The sequence below is a fragment of the Marinobacter sp. MBR-105 genome (assembly GCF_053628895.1).
This window is the reverse complement of the sequence record NZ_JBRJHG010000014.1, coordinates 26,056-48,697: the sequence shown is the minus strand read 5'-3', so window position 1 is coordinate 48,697 and position 22,642 is coordinate 26,056. Positions and strand designations below refer to the sequence as shown.

Below are 22,642 nucleotides of genomic sequence, written 5' to 3'. Positions count from 1 at the left end.
CCCATGAGTAAGGATTACCCGATTCCTGCAGGATACCTTGAGCGGGAAACGGAAGTGAAGAAAAGCCGCTTTATTGCCCGAGTGTATCCCGTCAGTGACCGGGACGACGTACGTACATATGTTGACCAGGCCCACCGCGACTTCCCCGATGCCCGTCATGTCTGCTGGGGGTATCAGATCGGCCGGCCCGGCTCTGCGGCCGAGGCTGCCATGAATGATGATGGTGAGCCTTCCGGAACTGCCGGCAAACCCATTCTGGGCGTGATCCAGCACAAGGATATGGGTGACGTGCTGGTGATCGTTATCCGCTATTTTGGTGGTATCAAGCTCGGAGCCGGTGGCCTGGTTCGGGCCTATGCCGGCGCCGCTGAAAGTGTCTTGTCCGCCGTTGACCGCGTGGTGCAGCAGGCACGTGTGCAGGCAACGGTGCAGTTCGGGTTTGCCGATGAGCAACCGCTGCGGCACTGGTGCGACGGTCATGAAGGGTGTATCGACGCGATTTCCTATACTACGCGGGTGACAGCCAGCGTTTCCTTGCCTGTGGCTCAGCAACAGGACTTCAGCGCTTTTTGTGAGTCCCAGAAGATGGATTACCGTTTTGAAACCTGACTGACTGAGGCAGGCCGGTAGCCCTGGGCACGCGTATACTGGAGACATATGGGAACAACGGAGTTAAGCCTATGCGTATTATGATGATCGCTGCTTTGGCGTTGGCCATAACCGGCTGTGCCAGCAATGTGGTGACCGACTACAATCCAGCCACCGTTTTTGGCAATTACAGCAGTTGGGCCTTTGCCAGCAACGCCCAGGACTCTGGTTTCACCTCGCTGGATGACGCCCGGGTTCGGGACGCGGTAGAGCGCGAGCTGAACCGGAAGGCGATGAAAAAAGTGACGGAGACTGAAGCCGATCTTCTGATCAGCTGGCAGATTGTGGCAGAGGAACGGCTTGAGCAGGTAGGCGTTGGCCTGGGGTTCGGGTTCGGCCATGGCAACTTCGGCTGGGGCCTCTCATCGCCGCCACCGGTGCGAGAGGTAACCGAGGGCAAACTGGTGGTGAGAATGGTTGATCGGACCACCGAGGAAGTGGTCTGGCAAGCCGCGAGCCGGCGCTATCTCAATGAAAACCAGTCGCCGGAAACCCGTCGGAAACTGATTGACGAGGTTGTCTCGGAAATGTTTTCCAAATACCCTCCGGGCCTGAACTGATTGCAGATAAAGGCGTAACCATGGGTATGAACAAGCGCAAAGGCGGCCTTGTGTTCTCCACGGACCAGGGGCGGATGTGCCCGGAGTGCCGTAACCCGGTGGATGACTGCACCTGCCGGGGAGCGCAGAGGCCGGTCGGAGACGGTATTGTGCGCGTCAGCCGGGAGACAAAGGGGCGCAAAGGCAAGGGCGTGACCCTGGTGACCGGTATTCCGCTCGACGACAAAGAACTGAAAGCCTACGCCAAACAGCTAAAGGCCAAATGCGGTACAGGTGGTACAGTAAAAGACGGAGTGGTGGAGATACAGGGCGACCAGCGAGATATTCTGGTGCCGTTACTGGAGCAGGAAGGCTGGACCGTCAAGCGCGCGGGCGGCTAACGTTCTGAAGCCACCACAGTTGATCAATCAGGGGAGGCAGGCATGCACATAGCGGTACTTGGGGCAGGCGTCGTTGGTATCACCACCGCGTGGTACCTGCAGAAACAGGGGCACCAGGTAACCGTGGTCGACCGCCAGAACCAGTCAGGGCTGGAAACCAGCTACGCCAATGGCGGGCAGGTGTCGGTGTCCCATGCCGAGCCGTGGGCCAATCCCTCGGCGCCCCTGAAAGTCGCTAAATGGCTGTTCCAACCGGATGCCCCGCTGTTGTTCCGGCCGCGGCTCGACCTCTATCAGTGGCGCTGGGCGCTGTCGTTCCTGGCCCAGTGTACCTCCGCCAAAGCCGCCCATAATATCCGCCAGATGGTCAATCTCGGCACCTACAGCCGTTCTTGCCTGCAGTCGCTGCGGGAAGAACTGACTCTGGATTATGACCAGTTGGCGAAGGGCATTCTGCATTTCTACACCAATCCTGCCGAGTTTGATGCGGCCCTGGAACCTTCCCGCATTATGCGTGACCTGGGCTGTGACCGTCAGGTTATCGATGCCGGCCGTGCGGTTGAGCTGGAGCCGGCGCTTGAGCCGATCCGTCATCGAATTGCCGGCGCCACTTACACCGCCGATGACGAAAGCGGGGATGCCCGTAAATTTACCCAGGCACTGGCTGAGAAATGTAAAGAAGCAGGGGTGGCCTTTGAATATGGCACCGAAGTCCTGGGTTTTGATCGGGCGGGTGACCGGATTCTGGGCGTGCTGGCACTGAAAGACGGCAAACACCACACCCTGAGGGCGGACAGCTATGTGTTGAGCCTGGGCAGTTTCAGTGCGGTACTTGCCCGCCAGCTCGGGATGTTCCTGAATATCTATCCGGCCAAGGGCTATTCCATTACCGTGCCGGTGAAAAACGAAGAAGCGGCCTTTAACGTCAGCCTGACCGACGACGAATACAAGCTGGTTTACTCGCGCCTGGGAGACCGAATGCGCGTGGCCGGCACGGCAGAGTTGAATGGTTACAGTCGCGACTTGAACTTTACCCGTTGCCGAGCCATTGTCCGCCGGGCTGCGGAAGTGATGCCCGAGGCCGGTTATTGGGACCAGGCCGAGTTCTGGACCGGCCTGCGGCCTGCCACACCCTCCAATGTGCCCTACATCGGTAAGAGCCATTTCAGCAATCTGTACCTGAATACCGGCCACGGTACCCTGGGCTGGACCCACTCCTGCGGCTCGGCGGCCGCTCTGGCGGATATTGTGGCTGGCAGGAGTCCCGAGGTGGACTTCACCTTCTCCGGTCTCTGAGCAGCCGAAGATTCAGGTAACCGCACAACCAGAAACGCCGGCGTCTGTTGCCAGGACGCCGGCGTTTCTGGTTTCTCGGGACCCTAGTCCTTCAACTGATCCCGAATCAGTTTCTTGTTGATCTTGCCGACGCTGGTCTTCGGGATGTCCTCCACAAACCGCATCTGCTCGGGAATCGCCCATTTGTTGATGTCGCCACTGTCGACAAACTGTTGCAGGTGCTGCTTGATATCCTGCTCAGAGATGGATTCTCCGGGCTTCAGGGTGATCAGGGCGTAGGGCCGTTCCCCCCATTTCTCATCGGGCACACCCACGACCGCAGCCCCGGCAACGGCCGGGTGCTGGCTGATCATGTTCTCAAGGTCGAGCGACGACAGCCATTCGCCCCCGGTCTTGATCACATCCTTGATGCGGTCTTTGATCGTGAGCGTGTTATCCGGCTCCATGGAGGCCACATCGCCGGTGTGCAACCAGCCGCCCTGCCACAGTTCCTCGCCTTTGTCCGGCTGTTTGAAGTAGCTCTGGGTCAGCCAGGGGGCCCGGGCGACCACTTCACCCTTGGCTTCGCCATCATGGGGTACCGGTTTGCCATCAGGATCGACAATTTCCAGTTCCACCATGGGCACGGCTTTACCGGTCTTCACCCGGATTGCGGTTTGCTGCTCCAGGGGCAGTTCAAGATCCGCCGGGGAGAGGTGCGTGGTGCTCAGCAGCGGGCAGGTTTCCGACATGCCGTAGCCGGTGAACATCTTGATGCCCAGTTTCGCCCCCGCATCGCACAGGCCTTTAGTCAGGGCGCTGCCACCGATGAGCACATGCCAGTTGCTCAGGTCCGCGGTCTTGATGGACTCGGTCGCCATCATCATCTGCATGATGGTGGGCACGCAGTGGGAGAAGCTGACTTTGTGCTCCTTGAGCAGATCCACCAGCAACTCGGGTTCATAGCGACCGGGATAGACCTGCTTTATTCCCATCATCGTGGCCGCGTAAGGCACGCCCCAGGCGTGAACGTGGAACATGGGCGTGACCGGCATATACACCGACGATGAACGCAACAGCGGCATTTCGTCGAAATGGGAGATGCTGCCGGCCATGGAAAGCGTATGCAGTACCAGCTGGCGGTGGCTGAAATACACGCCTTTCGGGTTACCGGTGGTGCCGGTGGTGTAGAAAGTGGTGGCGACGCTGTTCTCGTCGAAATCGGGGAAGTCGAAGTGGTCGCTGGCCCCCGCGAGCAGGGCTTCGTACTCGCCGTGGGTGTCGAAAGAGGCGTTGCCCGGCTTGTCGCTGTCGGTTACCTGAATCCAGGTTTTGACGGTTTTGATCTCGTCTTTCACGCCCTCGATGATGGGCAGGAAGTCATCGTGCACCAGTACCGCGTCGTCTTCGGCGTGGTTCATGGTGTAAACGATCTGCTCCGGCGACAGGCGCACGTTGACCGTGTGCAGTATGGCGCCAATCATCGGAATCGCAAAGAAACACTCCAGGTACCGCGGGGTATCCCAATCCATCACAGCCACGGTATCGCCGGGTTTGATACCGGCGTCTGTCAGGGCATTGGCAAGTCGATGGATGCGTTTGACAAGGTCCTTGTAGGTGTACTTGCTGCGATCGGCGTAAACGATTTCCTGGTCCGGGTTGTAGCGGGGGCCGGACATCAGCAACCGCTTGATCAGGAGCTGGTACTGGTGGGCATTGTCAGCCGGTTCGAGAATTCGGGTTTGTGCCATGTTGTTGTCCTCTTTCTCTGCTTATGTTTGTTGTCACGGTAAGAAAGACGGGCTGAGTGGGGCTTATCCGTAGGTACAGAGATAAGCAGTATCGGCATCCGTTTTTGCTTTGAAGCTTGCTTGCCCCGCTACCTCAAAGCTCTCGCCGGCGCCGAAGGTTTGCCAGTCTTGCTGGCCTGGCAGCAGCACGGTCAGTTCACCGCTGACGACCGTCATGGTTTCTTTTTCTGAGGTGCCGAATTCGTATTCTCCGGCACTGATAACACCGATTGTGGCAGGCAGTGTGCTGGACTGGAAAGCCACTGATTTTACCTTGCCATCGAAGTATTCATTGACTGTCAGCATGTCTGGTATTCCTTGAAATGGTTTGCAGCCTACTATACTGGAAATTCCTGTGCTGCCAATCACAAACTATTGGTTTGAGGTACCTTTTCCAGTTCGGGTTGGCTGCCCGTGCTTTAGCTCCTCGAGCCCGCTATTGAGTTTGTGGGTAACCGGGTCATATCGTTCCTGCAGCTCATCCTTGATGGTGCCGGCCCAGAGTTTGGTGCCGGTGAAATAACCGGCCCGGCCTATGACATGGGCGGCAATGGGAGCGGTCAAAAGAATGAAGATAACAATGGCAACGGCGCGAGCGGCCACGGTGCTATCCCCGAAATAGAACGCCACGCCACCCATGGTCATCATGGCCCCGAGGGCACCGGCTTTGGTCGTGGCGTGCATACGGGTGGGGAGATCGGGCAACCTGAGAACGCCGATGGCGGCCAGTACCATGAAAGCAGCGCCTGCCAGAAGCAGAACGGATACCAGTATTTCAATCATTCTTAACGCCTCCGCGCTCCACGAATCTGGCGAAGCCGATGGCTGCCAGAAAGGCTGTCAGGGCGATAACAATGGCAACATCCAGGAAACTGGCTACGCCGGTATCAATCGCGTGCACACCCACGTAGCCAACCACGATGGAGGCGATCAGCTCCAGTGCGACCACCCGGTCCGGCAGGGATGGCCCCCGGGTGAGCCGAATGAAGGCGAAGAGCAACGCCAGTGACAGCATGAGATAGACAATATTGATCACCACATTCAGCATGACTGGCCTCCTAGCGTGTCACCTTCAGGATTCGGCGTTCGAGTTCTCTAAGGTCGTTTCTGAGTTGCTCTTCCTCGTGAAGAAACATGGCATGGATAAACAGCACCTTTCGATCATCAGAAACGTCCAGGCTCAGGGTCCCGGGTGTGAGAGAGATAACACTGCTGACAAAGAGAATTTCCATATCGGTCTCAGCCCGGAGCGGAAACGCGATCACCCCCGGCTTCATGTGCCAGACAGGCGTTGCGATGTCATAGGCGACCCTCAGATTCGACTTCACCAGTTCTTTCAGGAAATACACCAGGAAAGCGGCGAGACGGGGAATCCGGCGGGAATACCCTTTCAACACCGGCACCTGTTTCTGCAGCACCATGAGGGCGACGTAGCCAAAGATAAAACCTGCCAGCAGGTTCATGGCCGTGATACTGCCCGTGAGGGTTACCCAGGCCAGAGCCAGCAGTAAATTCCAGAACAGGCCGATCATTCAGGTTGCCCTCCCAGAACCGCTTCTATGTAAAGCTGCGGGTTCATCAGCTGCTCGGCGGCGGATTCTGCAAGCACGTAAATGGGCTGACCATAGAGGCCAATAATCAGTGTGCACACCGCAAGCCCGACCACCGGGGTGTAGTAGGCCCAACTGCGTTTGTCTTTGATGTCACCATTGAGCCGTCTGGTGTCGGTAACGTGCTCGGGGACTTTCTTCCAGAACACCTCCGCCCAGATCTTGATCATGGAGTAGAGGGTCAGCAAGCCCACGAGCAAGGCGACCGCTGCGACAAGATATTCGCTGGATTCCAGTGTGGCACGGACAACAACGAACTTGGCGAAAAAGCCGGACAAGGGCGGAATACCTGCCAGCGACAGGGCCGGAATCAGGAATAGTAACGCCAGGTAAGGGCGCTGACGATACACGCCACCCAGGTCTTTCAGCTCATAGCTGCCCAGCAGGCGATAGGTGATGCCGCTCACCAGGAACAGATTCGTTTTAACGATGATGTGATGCATGATGTAAAACACACCGCCAATCAGCGCCAGGGGCGTAAACAAGGCTAGTCCCAGAAGCATGTAGCCGATCTGGCTGACGATGTGGAAGGACAGAATCCTGCGGAACTCGAACTGTGCGGCGGCGCCGAGTACACCGGTCAGCATGGTCAGTGCCGCCGCCCAGAGCAGGATGGTGTGGGTGTATTCAACATCCTGGGTGAATATCAGTGTGAATACCCGATAGAGCGCATACACCCCGACCTTCGTCAGCAATCCCGCAAACAGTGCGGATACTGCGACCTGAGGGGTGTGGTACGAGGCCGGGAGCCAGAAAAACAGTGGGAATGCCGCCGCCTTGATACCGAACGACACCATGAACATGAGCGACACCACCGTGATCATGCCTGGATCATCAACCCGGCTTACCTTCTGGGCGATATCCGCCATGTTGAGGGTGCCCACCATGCCGTACAGCAGGCCGACGGCTGACAGGAATAGGGCCGATGAAAACAGGTTCAGGGTAACGTATTTGATGGCGCCTTCCATCTGGGCACGCTCGCCACCGAGGGTGAGCAGGGCAAAGGAGGCCAGCAGCATGACCTCAAACCAGACGAAGAGGTTGAAAATATCGCCGGTCAGGAAGGCACCAGCGACCCCGGCAAGCAACAGGTGCATCAGCGGGTAGTAGCCGAACCTTTCGTGGCCCGGAGGCGTTGAAGCCAGGGAGTAGATGGCGATGGCGAGCCCGATAATGCCAGTCAGCACAATCATGATGGCGCTGAGGATGTCCGCCACCAGCACAATGCTGAACGGCGCCGGCCAGCTGCCCATTTCAACCACCAGAAAGCCTTTGTCGATGGTTGAGCGCATCAGCCAGATGCTGGCGGCCAGCAAAAGAGCGGTGGCTACCACGCCAACCAGGCGTTGCAGCTGAACCGAGCGCCACAGCGCCAGGGACAGGGCGCCGGCGGTCAGGGGGATCAGAATCGGGAGAACAACTTCCAGGTTCAAGTGTCGGTATCCTTCATCTTGTCCAGATCATCGGTGCCCACAACTTCGTATGCCCGGCGGATCAGAACCACCGCAAAGGCCAGAACGCTGAACGCGATCACGATAGCCGTAAGGATGAGGGCCTGGGGTAACGGATCTGCCACCGTTCCAGCCATCTGCTTCGCGCCGTCGGCTATCAGCGGAGGTGCGCCCCGGGTTAGACCCGACACCACAAAAATCAGCAGGTTTGCCGCATTGCTCAGAATGATCAGGCCAATAACGATTTTCACGATGGAGCGTCTGAGCATCATGTAGATACTGGCCGCGAACAAGACACCAACCACAAGGGCCATCAGGCTTTCCATAGCGATGCTCCCCGTTCAAAAAACTGTGTTCGCCTCATCCCTCAACCTCCATCAGACCGATCACGAATGTCATCAGTGTGCCAAGGACCGCCAGATACACGCCAATGTCGAAGACGAGTACGGTCGATAACTTCAGGTAGCTGTCACCCGGCAGCGGAAGCTCCCACCAGTGGGCGGTGAGCATGGCCTGACCAGACAACAGGGCCGGAATTGTGGATGCCAGCCCGAACAGCAGGCCGGCTGCCAGGAGATCCTTCGGGTGCACCCGAAGGAGTTTGCGGGTGGCTTCCGCGCCGAAGGCGAAGGCGTAGAGAACAAACGCGCTTGCAGCGACCAGGCCCCCGATGAAACCGCCGCCGGGTTCGTCGTGCCCGCGCAAAAGCAGGAACACCGAAAACATCAGCTGCAGCGGCATGATCGCCAATGCCGCGGTGTGGAGAATCACGGTGTTGGATTTCATGGCTTGTACTGGTCCTCCGCCCTGAGCTTGATCATGGAGTAAACGCCAATTGCGGCAAGACCCAGTACAAATATTTCCCCCAGAGTATCCAGTTGCCGGAAGTCCACCAGAATTACGTTGACGATATTTTTGCCAAACGCCAGACCATAGCTGTTTTCAACGTAGTAGCTGGAAATGCTGTCAAAGTACTGGATATCCAGAACAGCAAGAATGATGAGCGTCATCACCACGCCCGCAAACACTGCGACAGACAGGTCCCGGTAACGTTCCCAGGACGAGGACAGCTTGGCAAACGGTGGCAGCCGGAACAGCACCAGCACAAGCAGAATGACGGTGAGGGTCTCCACCAGTAGTTGGGTAATGCCCAGATCCGGTGCACTGAAGTGAATGAAGGTCAGGGCCACACCAAAGCCCAGTACCCCCAGCGAAGCAACCGAGCCAAGCCGGGACCGGGTGACACAGGCAAAGACGGTCGCAGCGACAATCAGCAGCGCGATTCCCCACTCGTAGAAATAACTGTCACTGAAGTCAAAATCCAGCTGGAGACCATGCCGGGTCAGCAGGGTATAGCCTGCCAGAGAGAAGGTGACAAGAACCAGTGCCAGAAGATAGATTCCGAGAACGCCGTTCTGCAGGAGCCGGGTCTGCCAGCCCGCAACCTGACTGATACCTTCCATGAAGCGGAAATAACCCGCCTCGGGGCCGATTCGGCTGGCGGCGGTATTAAGCGCATACAGGGTTGGCTGCAGTCGGCGCCAGCCTACCACCAGGAACGAGCCTGCCAGGAGACTGAGACCGGAAAGCATCAGGGGAAGGTTGATGCCATGCCAGAGGGCGAGGGCGGTTTCTACCGGGTAGCCGGAGACTGCTGAAATAGCGGCGTCCAGAACCAGATTTGCGGGCAGAGATGGCATGATTCCGAAAACCAGGGCGAGCAGTGTCAGCACGCCGGGGCCGATCAGCATTGCAAACGGAGCCTCGTGGGGCAGTTTGGGCGTTTTAACAACCGGCCCGAAAAAGGGCTTGATAAACACCAGACCGGCGACGGCCACCACCAGCATGGCCGAGAGAACGGCGGCCACCAGAAGCCCGGTTTGCCATATTGGCGCATTCAACAGCGACTCCAGTAACAGTTCCTTGGCCACGAACCCGAACAGTGGTGGAAGCCCTGCCAGTGATAGGGCGGCAAGCCCGGTAATGACGGCCGTTTTGGGCATGCTGTGCCTCAGGCCACCCATCCGGGTAATATCTTTGGTGCCGGTTTCGTGGTCCAGGGCGCCGGCGAGCATAAACAAGGCGCCCTTGTACAGGGAGTGGGCCACCAGGAAGCAGATAAAAGCTGTGATGGCCAGTTCAGTACCCACACCCACCAGCATGGTCAGGGTGCCCAGCGCCATCACCGTGGAATAAGCCAGAACCCTCTTGATGCCGGTGCTGCTGTAGGCAAGATAGGCGCCGGTGAGCATGGTTAATGCACCAAACACCAACAGGGAGCCGCTCCACAACATGTCTCCGCTCATTGACGGATTCAGGCGGGCCAGCAGATACACGCCCGCCTTCACCATGGTCGCAGAATGCAGGTAGGCCGAAACCGGGGTGGGTGCCGCCATGGCGTTTGGCAGCCAGAAATGGAAAGGCGTCTGCGCGGATTTGGTAAAGGCGCCAATCAGTATGCAGACCGCGGCCGCGGTGTAATGCGGATGCTCATGAATGGACAGTTCTGACGCCAGAAGGCCCGAGAAGGAGGAATCCCCGGTGATAAAAATCAGCAGGATCAGGCCCGCCATCAACACGAGCCCGCCACCGGCGGTTACGAACAGGCCCTGGAGCGCACACTTTCGTGCCTCGGCATCTTCATGGTTGAAGCCGATCAGCATGTAGGAAGTGATGCTGGTCAGTTCCCAGAACACAAAAAAGGTAATGAGATTGTCCGAAAGCACCAGTCCAAGCATGGATGCCATGAAAGACAGCATGATGACGTAGAACCGGGCGAGGTCTTTGTGGCCTTTCAGGTAAGAACCGGCGTAGATCAGAATGAAGGTGCCGATGCCGCTGATCAAAAGGGCAAACACCAGGGACAGGCCATCGACCATGAAGTCCAGGGTTATCCCGAGCCCCGGCATCCAGGGCGTTTCAATCAGGAGCCTTTCACCACCACGGATCGAGGGAATCAGGCTGGCGAAGTAAGCTGTGAGGGAAGCGGGGAGCAGAGCCAATACCCAGCCAATGTAACTGCCTGCCAAACGATAAAGCGCCGGTACCGCGACCGCCAGCAAAAAACCGGATAGCACAGCCAGTAACATCATGGGAGATGGCTCCTTTAAGGCCTGACTTTAAGTGTTTTTACAGATTCTGGTTGCCGGTAGCCCTTTGATAAATACGATCCTTTTTTACAAAAGGCTCACCGAGCCCATGGTTGCAAGGGACTCACTGATCCCAGCTTTGACCGCGAGTGTTCTTGGAGGTTCTGACTTCCAGGTGCATCGCGGCTTTTGCCAGGAAGTTGGCGCTGATGGGCGCCGTCATGAACAGGAACGCCGTGATCAGGATTTCCTCTATCCCGATGCCTCGTCCAAGCGTGCTGAAGTAAATCACGGAGCTGATCACGATGGCGCCAACGCCAACCGTGGTGGCTTTGGTTGGGCCGTGTAGTCGGGTGTAGAAATCCGGCAGTCGAGCCAGACCAATGGCACCGATCAGGGTAAAAACGCCACCGATAATCAGCATGGCGGAAATGGCGTATTCTGCGAAGGTGCTCATAGGGTGTCCTCCGGGTTATTCAATGACGCTGCCGCGCTTGAGGTATTTGGCCATGGCGACGGTTCCAACAAATCCCATAACCGCAATCAGCAGCGCAGACTCAAGGTACATGCGTGTTTTCAGCGTGATGCCCAACAGAATGATCAATGCGATGGCGTTAATGTAGAGGGTGTCCAGCGCCAGTATCCGGTCCGGCGCATCCGGGCCCTTGATCAGGCGGTACACGTTCAGCAAGGCGGCCAGCGTGACCATGGCAATGGTGATGTAGAGCGCGGTTAGCATCATTGGAACATCTCCAGCAAAGGCTTTTCGTACCGGTTCCGGATAGTGTCGATGACTTCCTGCTCGTCCTCGGCGTCCAGGGCATGAATCAGCAGCAGTGTGTTGTCATCGCTCACATCCGCGCTAACGGTGCCCGGCGTCAGGGAAATGGTGCTGGCTAGAATGCTGATAGCCAGCGGATCCGTTAGTTCCAGGGTGTAGCAGATGAACATCGGCCGTGGTGCGCGAGGGCTCAGTATCAGCCTTGCCACATCAACGCTGGCGACCACAATGTCCCACAGAACCCGCAACAGGTAGGCAGGTGTCTTCCAGGCCTTGAGCAAGGTGGGTGGATCTGGCCAGAAACCTTGGGTCATCAGGGGGATTATCCAGGCCAGGATCAGTCCAAGAACAATACTGCCGCCACTGATGCCGTCACTCAGAAATTGCCACATGACGAACAGGGTCAGGCTCAGCCAGGGGTGGGGAAACCTCAGTCGATCAAGCATCAGTCATCCTCCCCGACCATAGGCATCTGCAGGATTTCGATATAGGCATTGTTATTGTGTAGCTGTTCGGCCGTTGCATCGGTATAGCGTGTTATTGGACCGGCAAACACGACCAGGACGATCGCCAGTGCGGTGAGCGCGCCTGCTGCTACAGAAATCCGACCATTCAATGGGTCTGGCTTTTCCAGGTGACCGTCGACGGTTCGCCAGAAAACAATACTGCCGGCCCGACTGTAGGCAATGATTGTGAGGAAGCTGCCAACCAGCAGCACTGACCAGAGCCAGGCCATTTCGAAACCGGGCTCAACGGACTGTAGAATCAGCAGCTTGCCAATGAAGCCGCTGAGCGGAGGCAACCCGGCGGCGGCAACGGCACCGATCAGAAACAGCACGCTCAGGAAGGTGCGGTTATGCATCCTGGGCGCGGTGATGATGCGATCGTTCGCGCTGCCGCGCTGGTTGGCTATCAGTTCCGATACAAGGAACAGGCCGCCGACGGTCCAGGTCGTGCTGAGCATATAGAACAGGGCGGCAGACAGGCCGGCTTCGGAGCCCAGAGAGATGGGAGCCAGCAGGGTGCCCACGGATATGATCACCTGCCAGGCCACAAGCGTCTTCAGGCTACCAGAGCCCAGAGCGCCTATGACGCCCATGGCCAGGGTGGCCAGAGCGATCGGGAACAGCCAATCCATGCCGAGATTGGCAAGCTCACCGGCTTCGTCGCCAAACACCAGCGGGTATACCCGCAGGATGGCGTAGATGCCCACCTTGGTCATGACCGCAAACAGAGCCGCAACGGGCGCCGTGGCTTTGGAGTAGGCACGGGGCAGCCAGAAACACAGCGGCAGAATGGCGGCCTTCAGGCCAAAGACTACCAGCAGCATCATGCCGCCGGCCTTGACGATATTCAGGCTTTCACCGGTTACCTGGGGAACCTTGACCGCAAGGTCTGCCATATTCAGGGTGCCGGTGACGCTGTAGATCATGCCCACACTGATCAGGAATATCGCCGAGCCGATCAGGTTGAGAACCACGTAGTGGAGGCCAGGTACAGTCCTTATGGTGCCTCCACCATGCATCAGCAAGCCGTAGGAGGCGATCAGAAGCACCTCGAAGGCAACGAAAAGGTTGAACAGGTCACCGGTCAGGAAGGCGATGTTGAGGCCCATCAACTGGAACAGGAACAGGGCGTGGAACTGTCGGTTACCCTCATCGGCGCCGCCGATGGCATACAGGTGACAGAACAGGGCCAGAACAGAGGTCATGACCAGCATCAGCGCGGCCAGCCGGTCCAGAACCAGGACAATCCCGAACGGCGGCTGCCAGTTGCCAAAAGCATAAATGCGGTAACTGCCGTCGTTTGCCAGCACCAGAAGGACTATGGCCGAGACCAGGATCAGCACGGTGGTTGCCAGTGCCAGGGTTCGGCGCAGCGTGATGGGGGCATAGCCCATCAGTGCCTGCAGAATGCCGCCAAGCAGAGGAATCAGAATCGGAGCGGTAAGCCAATGGTTCATTTACCGGTTACCTCCTCGTCTTCCTGCTCCGGTGCTGGCGATTTATAGGGTTGTTTGCCATCAACATGGTCATCTTCGTTATCCGCAAGGTTTCGTAGCGACATCACCACCACAAAGGCTGTCATGGCGAAGCCAATCACGATGGCCGTTAAAACCAGCGCCTGCGGCAGTGGGTCGGCATAGCTTTCCGCAGTGCCGATAATCGGTTGCTTGCCGGTAGCCAGCCGGCCAGTGGAGAACAGGAAAAGGTTTACCCCGTAAGACAGGAGTGTCAGGCCAACCACCACGGGGAACGTGCGCGCCCGCAGCAGCAGATAAACGCCGGAGGCGGTCAGGGCACCAATCACCAATGCATAGACAAGTTCCATTACGCGCCCTCCCTCTTACTCTTGATGGCCGAATGCGGCGATATGCGGCCAATGGTCACCAGCGCCAACAGGGTGGCCCCGATTACCGTGAGATAAACACCCAGGTCGAAGACCAGTGCTGACGCTACCTCGAACTTGCCGACTACCGGCCAGGTGATATAGCCGAATGTTGAGGTCAGGAACGGATAGCCGAAGGCCAGGCTGGCCGCGCCGGCAATGGTTGCGAACAACAGGCCCAGGCCAATGACGTTGTGATATTTGAACGGAATCCGGTCCTGGGTCCAGTTCAGGCCACTGGCAATGTACTGGAGGATCAGGGCTATCGAGGTGATCAGACCCGCGATAAATCCGCCGCCGGGCAGGTTGTGGCCACGCAGGAAGATGAATGCCGACACCATCAGGGACAGCGGCAACAGTGGCCGGGCGATCAAACGCAGCATTAACGGGTAGGCATCCCGGGACCAGGCATGGCCTTCGCCATCACTGGGTGGTGGCGTCAGCGGCGTATTTTTCAGCAGCGCGTAAATGCCCAGGGCAGCAATCGCCAGAACCGTGATTTCGCCCAGGGTATCAAAGCCCCGGAAGTCCACCAGGATGACGTTGACCACGTTGGTGCCGCCACCGCCCGGTTTGCTGTTCTCAAGGAAGAAATCGGAAATCGAACTGAACGGTTGCGTCAACATGGCCAGGGTAACCAGAGTCATACCAATACCGGCAATACCCGCGATGGCGATATCCCGGAAGCGACGTTTCAGTGGGGTTTCCACGGGTGTCCAGCCAGGCATGTAGTAGAGCGCCAGCATGAGCAGAACAATGGTCACCACTTCCACCGACAACTGGGTCATGGCCAGGTCGGGCGCCGAGAAGCGGGCAAACGCCAGTGCAACGATCAGGCCCACCACGCTCAGCACAACCAGCGCGTAAAATCGCTGCCGGTGCACGGCAGCCGTCAACAGGGCACAAATGATCAGTACGCCTGCGGCAATGGCCGTGGGCCAGTCCACAGGGCTCAAGCCGGTCTCACCAATGAAGATACCCAGATCCAGCAGTGGCATGGCAGCGACTGCCAGTACGCTGACCACAAGCAGCATGCCGTATCTTTGCAGAGAGCCGTTCTCGATTCTTGCCGTAAAGCCGTTCGCCAGGTCGACAATCCGCAGTACGATCGCTTCGAATACGGCCTTCTCGTCGATTTCCTTGAAGCGCGCGTGGAAATCAAAGAACTTCTGGCGCTGGCTATACATGATCAAACCGCCAAAGAAAGCCGCAAAACTCATGATCAGTGGCAGGTTAAAGCCATGGATAACCGCCAGTTGATAATCCGGCACCTCGCCGCCAAGGGTGGCGTGGGCGGCAGCGTATAGCAGAGGCCCGACCGATACCGCCGGGAACATGCCTACCATGATGCAGGCGAAGACCAGGATCTCCACCGGGATTTTCATGTACCGGGGCGGTTCGTGGGGCGGGTAGATGGGCAGATTGACGGGCTTGCCGTTAAAGAACACGTCGTGAATAAAACGTGCGGAATAGGCGACCGCAAAAATACCGGCCAGCGTGGCGACGATCGGTGGCAGCCAGGCCCAGATGCCGGGCAGATTCAGTTGCAGGGACTCGGCAAAGAACATTTCCTTGCTCAGGAAGCCGTTCAGCAGCGGAACCCCCGCCATGGATGACGCGGCCACCATGGCCAGAGTGGCAGTGTGGGGCATATATCGCCACAGGCCGTTAATCCGGCGCATGTCCCGGGTACCGGTTTCATGGTCGATAATACCGGCGGCCATGAACAGTGAGGCCTTGAAGGTGGCATGGTTGATGACGTGGAATACCGCTGCCACCGCCGCCAGCTCGGTACCCATACCGAACAGCAGCGTGATCAGGCCAAGGTGGCTGACAGTGGAATGCGCCAGCAGCCCTTTCAGATCGTGCTTGAACATGGCCACGTAGGCGCCAATCAGCAAAGTTGCCATGCCGGTAAAACTGACCATGTAGAACCATTGTTCCGTACCAGCCAACGCCGGATACAAACGCGCCATCAGGAAAATCCCGGCCTTGACCATGGTGGCGGAGTGCAGGTAGGCCGAAACCGGCGTTGGCGCCTGCATGGCATGGGGTAGCCAGAAATGGAACGGGAACTGGGCAGACTTGGTAAAGGCGCCCAGCAGTACCAGCGTCAGGGCGACGGGGTACATGGCGTGGGCTTTGATAACATCGCCGGCCGCCAGCACATCGTCCAGTTCAAAGCTGCCGACAATGTTGCCGATGATCAGAATGCCCGCGAGCAACGCCAGCCCACCGCCACCGGTCACCGCCAGCGCCATGCGGGCGCCACGACGAGCGTCCTGTTTGTGGTTCCAGAAACTGATGAGCAGGAACGAGGTGAGACTGGTCAGTTCCCAGAAAATCATCATCAGCAAGAGATTGCTGGAGAGTACGATGCCCAGCATGGAGCCTTTGAAACAGAGCAGCAGCGCGTAAAACTTCCCGATATTCTCGGCCGGCTTCAGGTAATAGCGGGCATAGAGAATAATCAGCACGCCAATAATCAGAATCAGCAGTGCGAACAGCAGAGACAGTCCATCGAGGCGGAAGCTGAAGGAAATGCCGATCGCCGGTAACCACTCCCAGGATTGCAGGACGGTGCCACCGTTGGCCAGTGTTTCCCAGTGCGGAAACAGGGCAGCCAGGGCAATAAGCGCCGGAACAGAAGAGGCAATCGCAATTGCTGTTCGCCCTCCAAGGGCAAACAGCGGGGCAGCTATAGCCCCCAGAAATGGCAGAAATACAACCAGCGGTAGCGACATCGCAACCTCGTTATCGGTGTTCTTTTACATGAGTACCAAAGGCGTGTTTGCCTGAGTCTAGTCTCCGACCAGCCACCGTGCACGATGAGCATCGGGATCGGGTCGGCATGGATCGGGTGGATTCAGCAGGAAACAGGCGGGTCCGGGAAATACGGAAGGCGTCCCCGATGCCGCGCGATGTCAGCGGTAACGGGTGGGCGGGTGATTCTAATGCAGCCGAAGGACCTTGCGGTCATGGTTGCTCCGTCAGTCAAACTTGAAATGCGATGATACGTGGCCCGTCGGTCAGGTCAAGTCAACTTGCCATTGATCAAGTGTATACTCCCGATAAATAGTCGATGAGAGTGCGCCATGACCAACGCCTATCCCAACCTGCTGAAACCGCTTGATCTGGGGTTCACTGAGCTCAAGAACCGGGTGCTGATGGGGTCGATGCATACCGGCCTCGAAGACCGTTTCTGGAATATCCACAAGTTCGCCCGGTATTTTGCCGAACGGGCGGAAGGTGGCGTCGGGCTCATGGTAACCGGTGGCTTTTCTCCCAACCTGGTGGGGCAGCTGGCCCCGCTCGCGTCTACGATGAATAACCGTGCGACTGCTTTGCTGCATCGTCATGTGACCGGGGCCGTGCATGAAGCGGGCGGAAAAATCTGCCTGCAATTGCTGCACGCCGGTCGTTATGGTTATCAGCCGCTGATTGTGTCGGCCTCGGCCACCAAGGCACCGATCAGTCCGTTCAAGGCCAGAGCCCTCTCAACAAAAGGTGTGGAACGGCAGATCAATGACTTCGTGAATGCCGCCAAGCTGGCTAAATTCGCCGGCTACGACGGCGTTGAGGTGATGGGCTCCGAAGGTTATTTTATCAACCAGTTCCTGTGTGAACGCACCAACAAGCGAACCGACAAGTGGGGTGGGCCCTACGAAAACCGAATGCGCTTGCCGGTGGAGATCGTTCGCCGCATGCGTGAGGCGGTCGGGCCGGAATTCATCATTATTTACCGCCTGTCCATGCTGGATCTGGTGGAAGGCGGCCAGACCTGGGAGCAGATCGTCACTCTGGGCAAGGCCATCGAGAAAGCCGGTGCAACCATTATCAACACGGGTATTGGCTGGCACGAAGCCCGCGTTCCCACCATCGTGACCTCGGTACCCCGCGGCGGCTTTGCGGATGTGACAGCCAAGTTCTATGGCGAGGTGGACATCCCGGTGTGTACCACCAACCGTATCAATACGCCTGAAAAAGGCGAGGAAATCCTTGCTGCCGGTAAGGCTGACATGGTGTCCATGGCACGCCCGCTGCTGGCCGACAGCGAGTTTGTCCGCAAGGCGGAACAGGGGCGCGGCGACGAGATCAATACCTGTATCGCCTGCAATCAGGCGTGTCTGGACCATGTGTTCCAGGCCAAGCGCGCCTCCTGTCTTGTAAACCCCCGGGCCTGCCACGAGACCGAACTGGTGCTCACGGTAGCGCCTGTCGTCAGGCGCGTAGCGGTGGTCGGCGCCGGTCCCGCTGGCCTGGCAGCAGCCACCACGGCGGCAAAACGGGGGCACAAGGTGACCCTGTTTGAAGCTGACGACAAAATTGGCGGCCAGTTCAATTACGCCAAACGTATTCCGGGCAAGGAAGAGTTCTACGAAACCCTGCGCTATTTTCAGCGTCAGATTGATCTGCTGGAAATCGACCTGCGGCTCGAAACCCGTGTGGGGGCCGACGAGCTGATCGAACAGGGCTTTGACGACGTGATCATCGCCACCGGCGTCAAACCACGAACACCGAAGATTGAAGGCATCGACCACCCGAAAGTCCTTGGGTACCTGGATGTACTACGCCACAACAAACCGGTGGGCAAGTCGGTGGCTGTGATCGGGGCTGGTGGTATCGGTTTTGATGTCAGTGAATTCCTGACTCACGACTTTGGCAAGCACCCGGAAGGCGAACAGGTGAGTGTGGCTGAATGGCAGGCGGAATGGGGGGTGAATCCCACGTTTGAGGGCCCCGGCGGCCTGGCTGAACGGGCGCAGACCCCATCGCCCCGCAAGATCTATCTGATGCAGCGTAAAACCGGCAAAGTCGGCGGCGGCCTGGGCAAAACCTCAGGCTGGGTGCACCGAAGCAGCCTCAAGCATCGGGACGTCGAAATGCTCCGGGGTTGCCGTTACGATCGAATCGACGATCAAGGCCTGCATATTACCCTGACCGACAAGGACGGAAAGACCGGCGAGACCAGAGTTCTGGCCGTGGACAACGTGATCATCTGCGCGGGACAGGAAAGCTATCGGGAACTGTTCGACCAGCTTGCTGATAAAGGCGTGAAAGCGCACCTCATTGGCGGTGCTGATGTGGCGGAAGAGCTGGATGCCAAAAGGGCCATCCGTCAGGGAACCGAAATCGCGGCAGCCATTTAAAAAGTGACCTGCTACGTCATCAGTTGACCGGAAGTGGCGTTCGATAGCTGTTGTCTGGATAAATGGCTATCGAACGGTTTTCAGGGCATTGGAAATCGCCTCTGCTTCGGCTTCCAATACCTGGCAACGCAGGCTGTTACCCTGCTGACTGGCCTGCGCGAGCTGCTTGCGCTTCATATCGTATAGCCGGTTAAGTACATCGGCCCGGCTCTGCTTCAACGGTGCGTTCATGGAAACGACCTCCCCCGAAGGGTTAATACTGTCAAGATTATTTACGTACAGCGGCAAAAAATCGCCTACAAGACAGTTTGATGCATAACCCGCGCCACAGAAACACTACCAAAGACTGAATTGTGACCTGTAACACCATACTATCGGCCGAATTTCGCCCGATAGGCGCCCGGTGAAAGCTTCGTATGCCGACGAAACAGCCGGCTGAACGAGCTCACATCCTCGTATCCGACCGCCCGGGTGACCGACTCAAGCCCTCCCGTTGAGGATTCGAGTAGCCGGCGAGCCTCCTCCACACGGAGCAGCTGCAGATAGCTGGACGGTGAATCCCCTGTCGCCTGCCGGAACCGACGTAACATCGACCTTTCGGACAACCCGGCGAAGCTGGAAAGCTCTGGCAATGAAACCGGCTCTTTGAAATGCGCCTCCAGCCAATCCTGAACCTGGTGAATCACCTTGTCTGAATGGTATCGCTTGGCCTGCAGCACGCTATAGGGAGCCTGGCTCGTGCGCCCGGCGTCAATCACAAACGCCTTTGCCAACTCCCGGGCCACCTGCGCACCTGCCAGCCGCTCCACCAGGTACACCCCCAGATCCCACCAGGCCATACCACCCCCGGCGCAGGCCACAGGGCCATCAACCGTGACCAGCTTTTCGGCATGGAGATTTACAGCCGGAAATTGCCGCCTGAACTGATCGCCAAACCCCCAATGCGTGGTTGCCTCCCGGCCATCCAGTAACCCCGCCGCCGCCAACAAAAACGCCCCGGTACAATTACTGGCCACCCGAACATCGCCGGGCGTTGCATCCTGAAACTGAGAAAGCCACTGAATCAACGGATGGTTGGTTTGCAGAACTTCATCAATAGGTGCACCAATGGTCGGAATAATCAGCAAGTCATCGGCACCCAGTTCGTCAACATCCTGCCAGGAACCATCCGCAAGCAAGGTCACGCCATTGATGCATCGGCAGGGCTCGCCATCCTCGGTCAGCAGCCGGGTTCTGAACCGTGCCGTCGGCTGCTCGCCATGGATTCGTGCCCAGGTCACCCCGGCCAGACGAAACAGGTCAATCATACCGGTGATGGCGCTGGCCAGAGCTCCGTTAAAGCCGATGATGGTGACGGTTTTCACTGGGAAAATTCCTGTTTTCTGGCTTGTGGCGTTGCATGAACTGGCATGACGGCATTCTCTAAATCAGGCCGCTGGCATGGGGATTCTCTTCCGGGAGTGTGCGCAGCAAGGAAGCTGCGCTCAAGCCCCCAGGGATGGGTTCACGGCGTCTCCCGGAAGAGAATCCCCATGGCAGTGGCCGTCTTGCTAACGCAAAGGTTGGCGGATTCAGCCAAGAATAAGTCAGAAATGACAATTCCAACAACCATAGCCGTTATGAGACGCTATGACCAATCAACAGGAGACCAAGAATGACCGACACCCTGATAGACCGCCGCGACCTTGCATTCCAACTTTATGAGGTGATGGACACCGAATCCCTCATCCAGCGCGAGCGCTTCAGCGAACACAGCAAAGAAACCTTCGACGCCGTCATCGAAACCGCCGACAAAATGGCGAAAGAAAAATTCGCCAACCACAACAGCGCCGCCGACAAAGACGAACCCAAATTCGTCAACGGCCAGGTGGAAATGCTCCCGGACGTCAAACAGGCCTTCGATGCCTACGCCGAAGCCGGCTTCCTCGCCGGCCGATACGACTACGACCTCGGCGGCATGCAATTGCCGGAATCCGTCATGGCGGCCTGCAACGGCTTCTTCACCGCCGCCAATCCCGGCACCGCCGGCTACCCGTTTCTGACCACCGCCGCCGCCAACCTGATTCGTGTATTCGGCAACGACGAACAGAAGACCAAATTCCTGTCCAATATGCTCAGCGGCCGCTACAGTGGAACCATGGCCCTGACCGAGCCCCACGCCGGCTCCAGCCTGGCAGACATCCGCACCTCCGCCACGCCCACCGACGACGGCCACTACCTGATCAAAGGCGCCAAAATCTACATCTCTGGTGGCGAGCAGAGCATCACCGAAAATATCGTTCACATGGTGCTGGCGAAAATCAAAGGCGCACCGGCGGGCGTAAAAGGCATCTCCCTGTTCATCGTCCCGAAATTCCATGTGGACGAGAACGGCAATCCGGGCGACCGCAACGGCGTCAGCCTCGCCGGCCTGATCCACAAACTCGGCTATCGCGGCACTACCAGTACTGCCCTGAGCTTCGGCGATGATGCCCCCTGCCACGGCTACCTGGTAGGTGAACCCCATCAGGGCCTGAAGTACATGTTCCAGATGATGAACGAAGCCCGCATTGGCGTTGGCTTCGGCGCCGCTGTGATCGGCTACCGGGGTTACATGCACAGCCTGGAATACGCCAAAGACCGCCTGCAGGGCCGCAAAGCCAGCGAAAAGAACCCCGAAAGCCCGCAGGTGCCCATCATCGACCACGCCGACGTGCGCCGCATGCTGCTGGCTCAGAAAGCTTACAGTGAAGGCGGCCTGGCCCTGTGCCTGTATGGTGCCCGCCTGATGGACGACCAGCACACCCACCCGGATGAACAAAAGCGGATGGAAGCCGGCAAACTGCTGGACCTGCTTACCCCGGTGATCAAAGCCTGGCCCTCGGAATACGGTCCGAAAGCCAACGATCTGGCAATCCAGGTCTACGGCGGCGCCGGCTACACTCGCGAATACCCGGTCGAGCAGTGCTGGCGCGACAACCGCCTGAACCCCATCCACGAAGGCACCAACGGCATCCAGGCTCTGGACCTGCTGGGCCGTAAAATCTGGCAGGACCAGAGCCACGGCCTGCAGTTGCTGATGCAGGAAATGCAGGTGGATCTGCAGGCGGCCACCACCGAGCGCTGCCAGCAGTGGGCTTTGTCTCTGAGTGAGACTTTGCAGCAGGCGGTAAAAGTCACCCAGAGCCTGGGTAAATCCCTGATGGGCGGCGAAGTCGACAAAACCCTGGCTAACGCCAGCTGCTATCTGCACCTGTTCGGCCACATCATCGTCGCCTGGATGTGGCTGCGGCAGGCCAATGCCGCAGCCCACGCACTGGGGTCTGCCAACAGCGACAGCGAACGCAACTTCTACCAGGGCAAACTGCAGGCCGCCCAGTACTTCTTCCACTGGGAATTGCCCACCGTGGCTCAGGATCTGGTGCTGCTGCGGAATCAGGATGATACGTGTCTGAATATGAAGGCTGATTGGTTCTGAGTTTGGAGTAGGCCCAATCCGCCGGGATCGCTTTCAGGGACACGCTACAAGCACATCCATGTG

Annotated in this window: 23 protein-coding genes; 6 read left to right on the top strand and 17 right to left on the bottom strand. The window is 58.0% G+C overall.

The window, feature by feature from the left end:
• Positions 1-3: 3 nt before the first annotated feature.
• From ACSSVV_RS15700 to ACSSVV_RS15685, 4 genes are all read left to right on the top strand, one after another.
• A complete protein-coding gene (locus ACSSVV_RS15700; protein ID WP_454106524.1) occupies positions 4-609 on the top strand; it encodes an IMPACT family protein in 606 nt (201 codons plus the stop codon).
• A 71-nt stretch (positions 610-680) separates the two neighbouring features.
• Positions 681-1,208 carry a DUF4136 domain-containing protein gene (locus tag ACSSVV_RS15695; protein ID WP_011786310.1) on the top strand — a complete coding sequence of 176 codons (528 nt, stop codon included), beginning with the start codon at positions 681-683 and terminating at the stop codon, positions 1,206-1,208.
• Between the two features lie 20 nt (positions 1,209-1,228).
• The gene (locus ACSSVV_RS15690; protein ID WP_023009141.1) at positions 1,229-1,588 is read left to right on the top strand and encodes a translation initiation factor Sui1; all 360 of its coding nucleotides are present in this window, start codon (positions 1,229-1,231) and stop codon (positions 1,586-1,588) included.
• 42 nt (positions 1,589-1,630) lie between these two features.
• A complete protein-coding gene (locus ACSSVV_RS15685) occupies positions 1,631-2,884 on the top strand; it encodes a D-amino acid dehydrogenase (protein WP_023011161.1) in 1,254 nt (417 codons plus the stop codon).
• 83 nt (positions 2,885-2,967) lie between these two features.
• Here the strand turns inward: ACSSVV_RS15685 and ACSSVV_RS15680 are convergent, their stop codons facing one another.
• The 15 genes from ACSSVV_RS15680 to ACSSVV_RS15610 all read right to left on the bottom strand — a co-directional run bounded on the left by ACSSVV_RS15680 (position 2,968) and on the right by ACSSVV_RS15610 (position 16,716).
• Positions 2,968-4,614 carry a fatty acid--CoA ligase gene (locus ACSSVV_RS15680; RefSeq protein ID WP_023011160.1) on the bottom strand — a complete coding sequence of 549 codons (1,647 nt, stop codon included), beginning with the start codon at positions 4,612-4,614 and terminating at the stop codon, positions 2,968-2,970.
• Between the two features lie 63 nt (positions 4,615-4,677).
• The gene (ppnP, locus tag ACSSVV_RS15675) at positions 4,678-4,959 is read right to left on the bottom strand and encodes a pyrimidine/purine nucleoside phosphorylase (RefSeq protein ID WP_011786306.1); all 282 of its coding nucleotides are present in this window, start codon (positions 4,957-4,959) and stop codon (positions 4,678-4,680) included.
• A gap of 66 nt (positions 4,960-5,025) precedes the next feature.
• On the bottom strand, positions 5,026-5,436 hold the full coding sequence (mnhG, locus tag ACSSVV_RS15670; protein WP_023011159.1) for a monovalent cation/H(+) antiporter subunit G: 411 nt from the start codon (positions 5,434-5,436) through the stop codon (positions 5,026-5,028).
• Positions 5,429-5,701: a monovalent cation/H+ antiporter complex subunit F gene (locus ACSSVV_RS15665; protein WP_011786304.1), complete on the bottom strand. Its 273-nt coding sequence runs from the start codon at positions 5,699-5,701 to the stop codon at positions 5,429-5,431. Before ACSSVV_RS15665 ends, mnhG begins: the two co-directional genes overlap by 8 nt.
• Before the next feature lie 10 nt (positions 5,702-5,711).
• The gene (locus tag ACSSVV_RS15660) at positions 5,712-6,185 is read right to left on the bottom strand and encodes a Na+/H+ antiporter subunit E (protein WP_011786303.1); all 474 of its coding nucleotides are present in this window, start codon (positions 6,183-6,185) and stop codon (positions 5,712-5,714) included.
• Positions 6,182-7,696: a Na+/H+ antiporter subunit D gene (locus tag ACSSVV_RS15655; RefSeq protein WP_023009138.1), complete on the bottom strand. Its 1,515-nt coding sequence runs from the start codon at positions 7,694-7,696 to the stop codon at positions 6,182-6,184. The genes ACSSVV_RS15660 and ACSSVV_RS15655 overlap by 4 nt, the downstream gene beginning before the upstream one ends.
• The gene (locus ACSSVV_RS15650) at positions 7,693-8,040 is read right to left on the bottom strand and encodes a Na+/H+ antiporter subunit C (protein WP_011786301.1); all 348 of its coding nucleotides are present in this window, start codon (positions 8,038-8,040) and stop codon (positions 7,693-7,695) included. Before ACSSVV_RS15650 ends, ACSSVV_RS15655 begins: the two co-directional genes overlap by 4 nt.
• 34 nt (positions 8,041-8,074) lie before the next feature.
• Positions 8,075-8,500: a Na+/H+ antiporter subunit B gene (locus ACSSVV_RS15645; protein ID WP_011786300.1), complete on the bottom strand. Its 426-nt coding sequence runs from the start codon at positions 8,498-8,500 to the stop codon at positions 8,075-8,077.
• Complete coding sequence (locus tag ACSSVV_RS15640; protein WP_011786299.1) at positions 8,497-10,806, bottom strand: putative monovalent cation/H+ antiporter subunit A; 2,310 nt, start codon at positions 10,804-10,806, stop codon at positions 8,497-8,499. Before ACSSVV_RS15640 ends, ACSSVV_RS15645 begins: the two co-directional genes overlap by 4 nt.
• A 121-nt stretch (positions 10,807-10,927) precedes the next feature.
• Positions 10,928-11,260 (bottom strand): Na+/H+ antiporter subunit G, encoded by a 333-nt coding sequence (locus ACSSVV_RS15635; RefSeq protein ID WP_011786298.1) that lies wholly within the window; start codon positions 11,258-11,260, stop codon positions 10,928-10,930.
• A gap of 15 nt (positions 11,261-11,275) precedes the next feature.
• Positions 11,276-11,545 (bottom strand): K+/H+ antiporter subunit F, encoded by a 270-nt coding sequence (locus ACSSVV_RS15630; RefSeq protein ID WP_011786297.1) that lies wholly within the window; start codon positions 11,543-11,545, stop codon positions 11,276-11,278.
• Positions 11,542-12,030 carry a Na+/H+ antiporter subunit E gene (locus ACSSVV_RS15625; RefSeq protein ID WP_011786296.1) on the bottom strand — a complete coding sequence of 163 codons (489 nt, stop codon included), beginning with the start codon at positions 12,028-12,030 and terminating at the stop codon, positions 11,542-11,544. Before ACSSVV_RS15625 ends, ACSSVV_RS15630 begins: the two co-directional genes overlap by 4 nt.
• Positions 12,030-13,547: a monovalent cation/H+ antiporter subunit D gene (locus ACSSVV_RS15620; protein ID WP_011786295.1), complete on the bottom strand. Its 1,518-nt coding sequence runs from the start codon at positions 13,545-13,547 to the stop codon at positions 12,030-12,032. The genes ACSSVV_RS15625 and ACSSVV_RS15620 overlap by 1 nt, the downstream gene beginning before the upstream one ends.
• Positions 13,544-13,915, bottom strand: a complete 372-nt coding sequence (locus tag ACSSVV_RS15615) for a Na+/H+ antiporter subunit C (protein ID WP_011786294.1) — start codon at positions 13,913-13,915, stop codon at positions 13,544-13,546. The genes ACSSVV_RS15620 and ACSSVV_RS15615 overlap by 4 nt, the downstream gene beginning before the upstream one ends.
• On the bottom strand, positions 13,915-16,716 hold the full coding sequence (locus ACSSVV_RS15610; protein ID WP_011786293.1) for a monovalent cation/H+ antiporter subunit A: 2,802 nt from the start codon (positions 16,714-16,716) through the stop codon (positions 13,915-13,917). Before ACSSVV_RS15610 ends, ACSSVV_RS15615 begins: the two co-directional genes overlap by 1 nt.
• 351 nt (positions 16,717-17,067) lie before the next feature.
• On the opposite strand from ACSSVV_RS15610, the gene ACSSVV_RS15605 reads away from it, so the two are divergent.
• Positions 17,068-19,122, top strand: coding sequence for an NADPH-dependent 2,4-dienoyl-CoA reductase (locus ACSSVV_RS15605; RefSeq protein WP_011786292.1), 2,055 nt, complete (start codon positions 17,068-17,070; stop codon positions 19,120-19,122).
• Positions 19,123-19,188: 66 nt separating this feature from the next.
• Here ACSSVV_RS15605 and ACSSVV_RS15600 read toward each other — a convergent pair whose 3' ends face one another.
• Both ACSSVV_RS15600 and ACSSVV_RS15595 read right to left on the bottom strand, forming a co-directional pair.
• Positions 19,189-19,353 carry a hypothetical protein gene (locus ACSSVV_RS15600; protein WP_011786291.1) on the bottom strand — a complete coding sequence of 55 codons (165 nt, stop codon included), beginning with the start codon at positions 19,351-19,353 and terminating at the stop codon, positions 19,189-19,191.
• Between the two features lie 140 nt (positions 19,354-19,493).
• Positions 19,494-20,486 carry a GlxA family transcriptional regulator gene (locus ACSSVV_RS15595; RefSeq protein WP_454106523.1) on the bottom strand — a complete coding sequence of 331 codons (993 nt, stop codon included), beginning with the start codon at positions 20,484-20,486 and terminating at the stop codon, positions 19,494-19,496.
• Between the two features lie 290 nt (positions 20,487-20,776).
• On the opposite strand from ACSSVV_RS15595, the gene ACSSVV_RS15590 reads away from it, so the two are divergent.
• Complete coding sequence (locus tag ACSSVV_RS15590) at positions 20,777-22,579, top strand: acyl-CoA dehydrogenase (protein ID WP_141067161.1); 1,803 nt, start codon at positions 20,777-20,779, stop codon at positions 22,577-22,579.
• Positions 22,580-22,642: the final 63 nt, after the last annotated feature.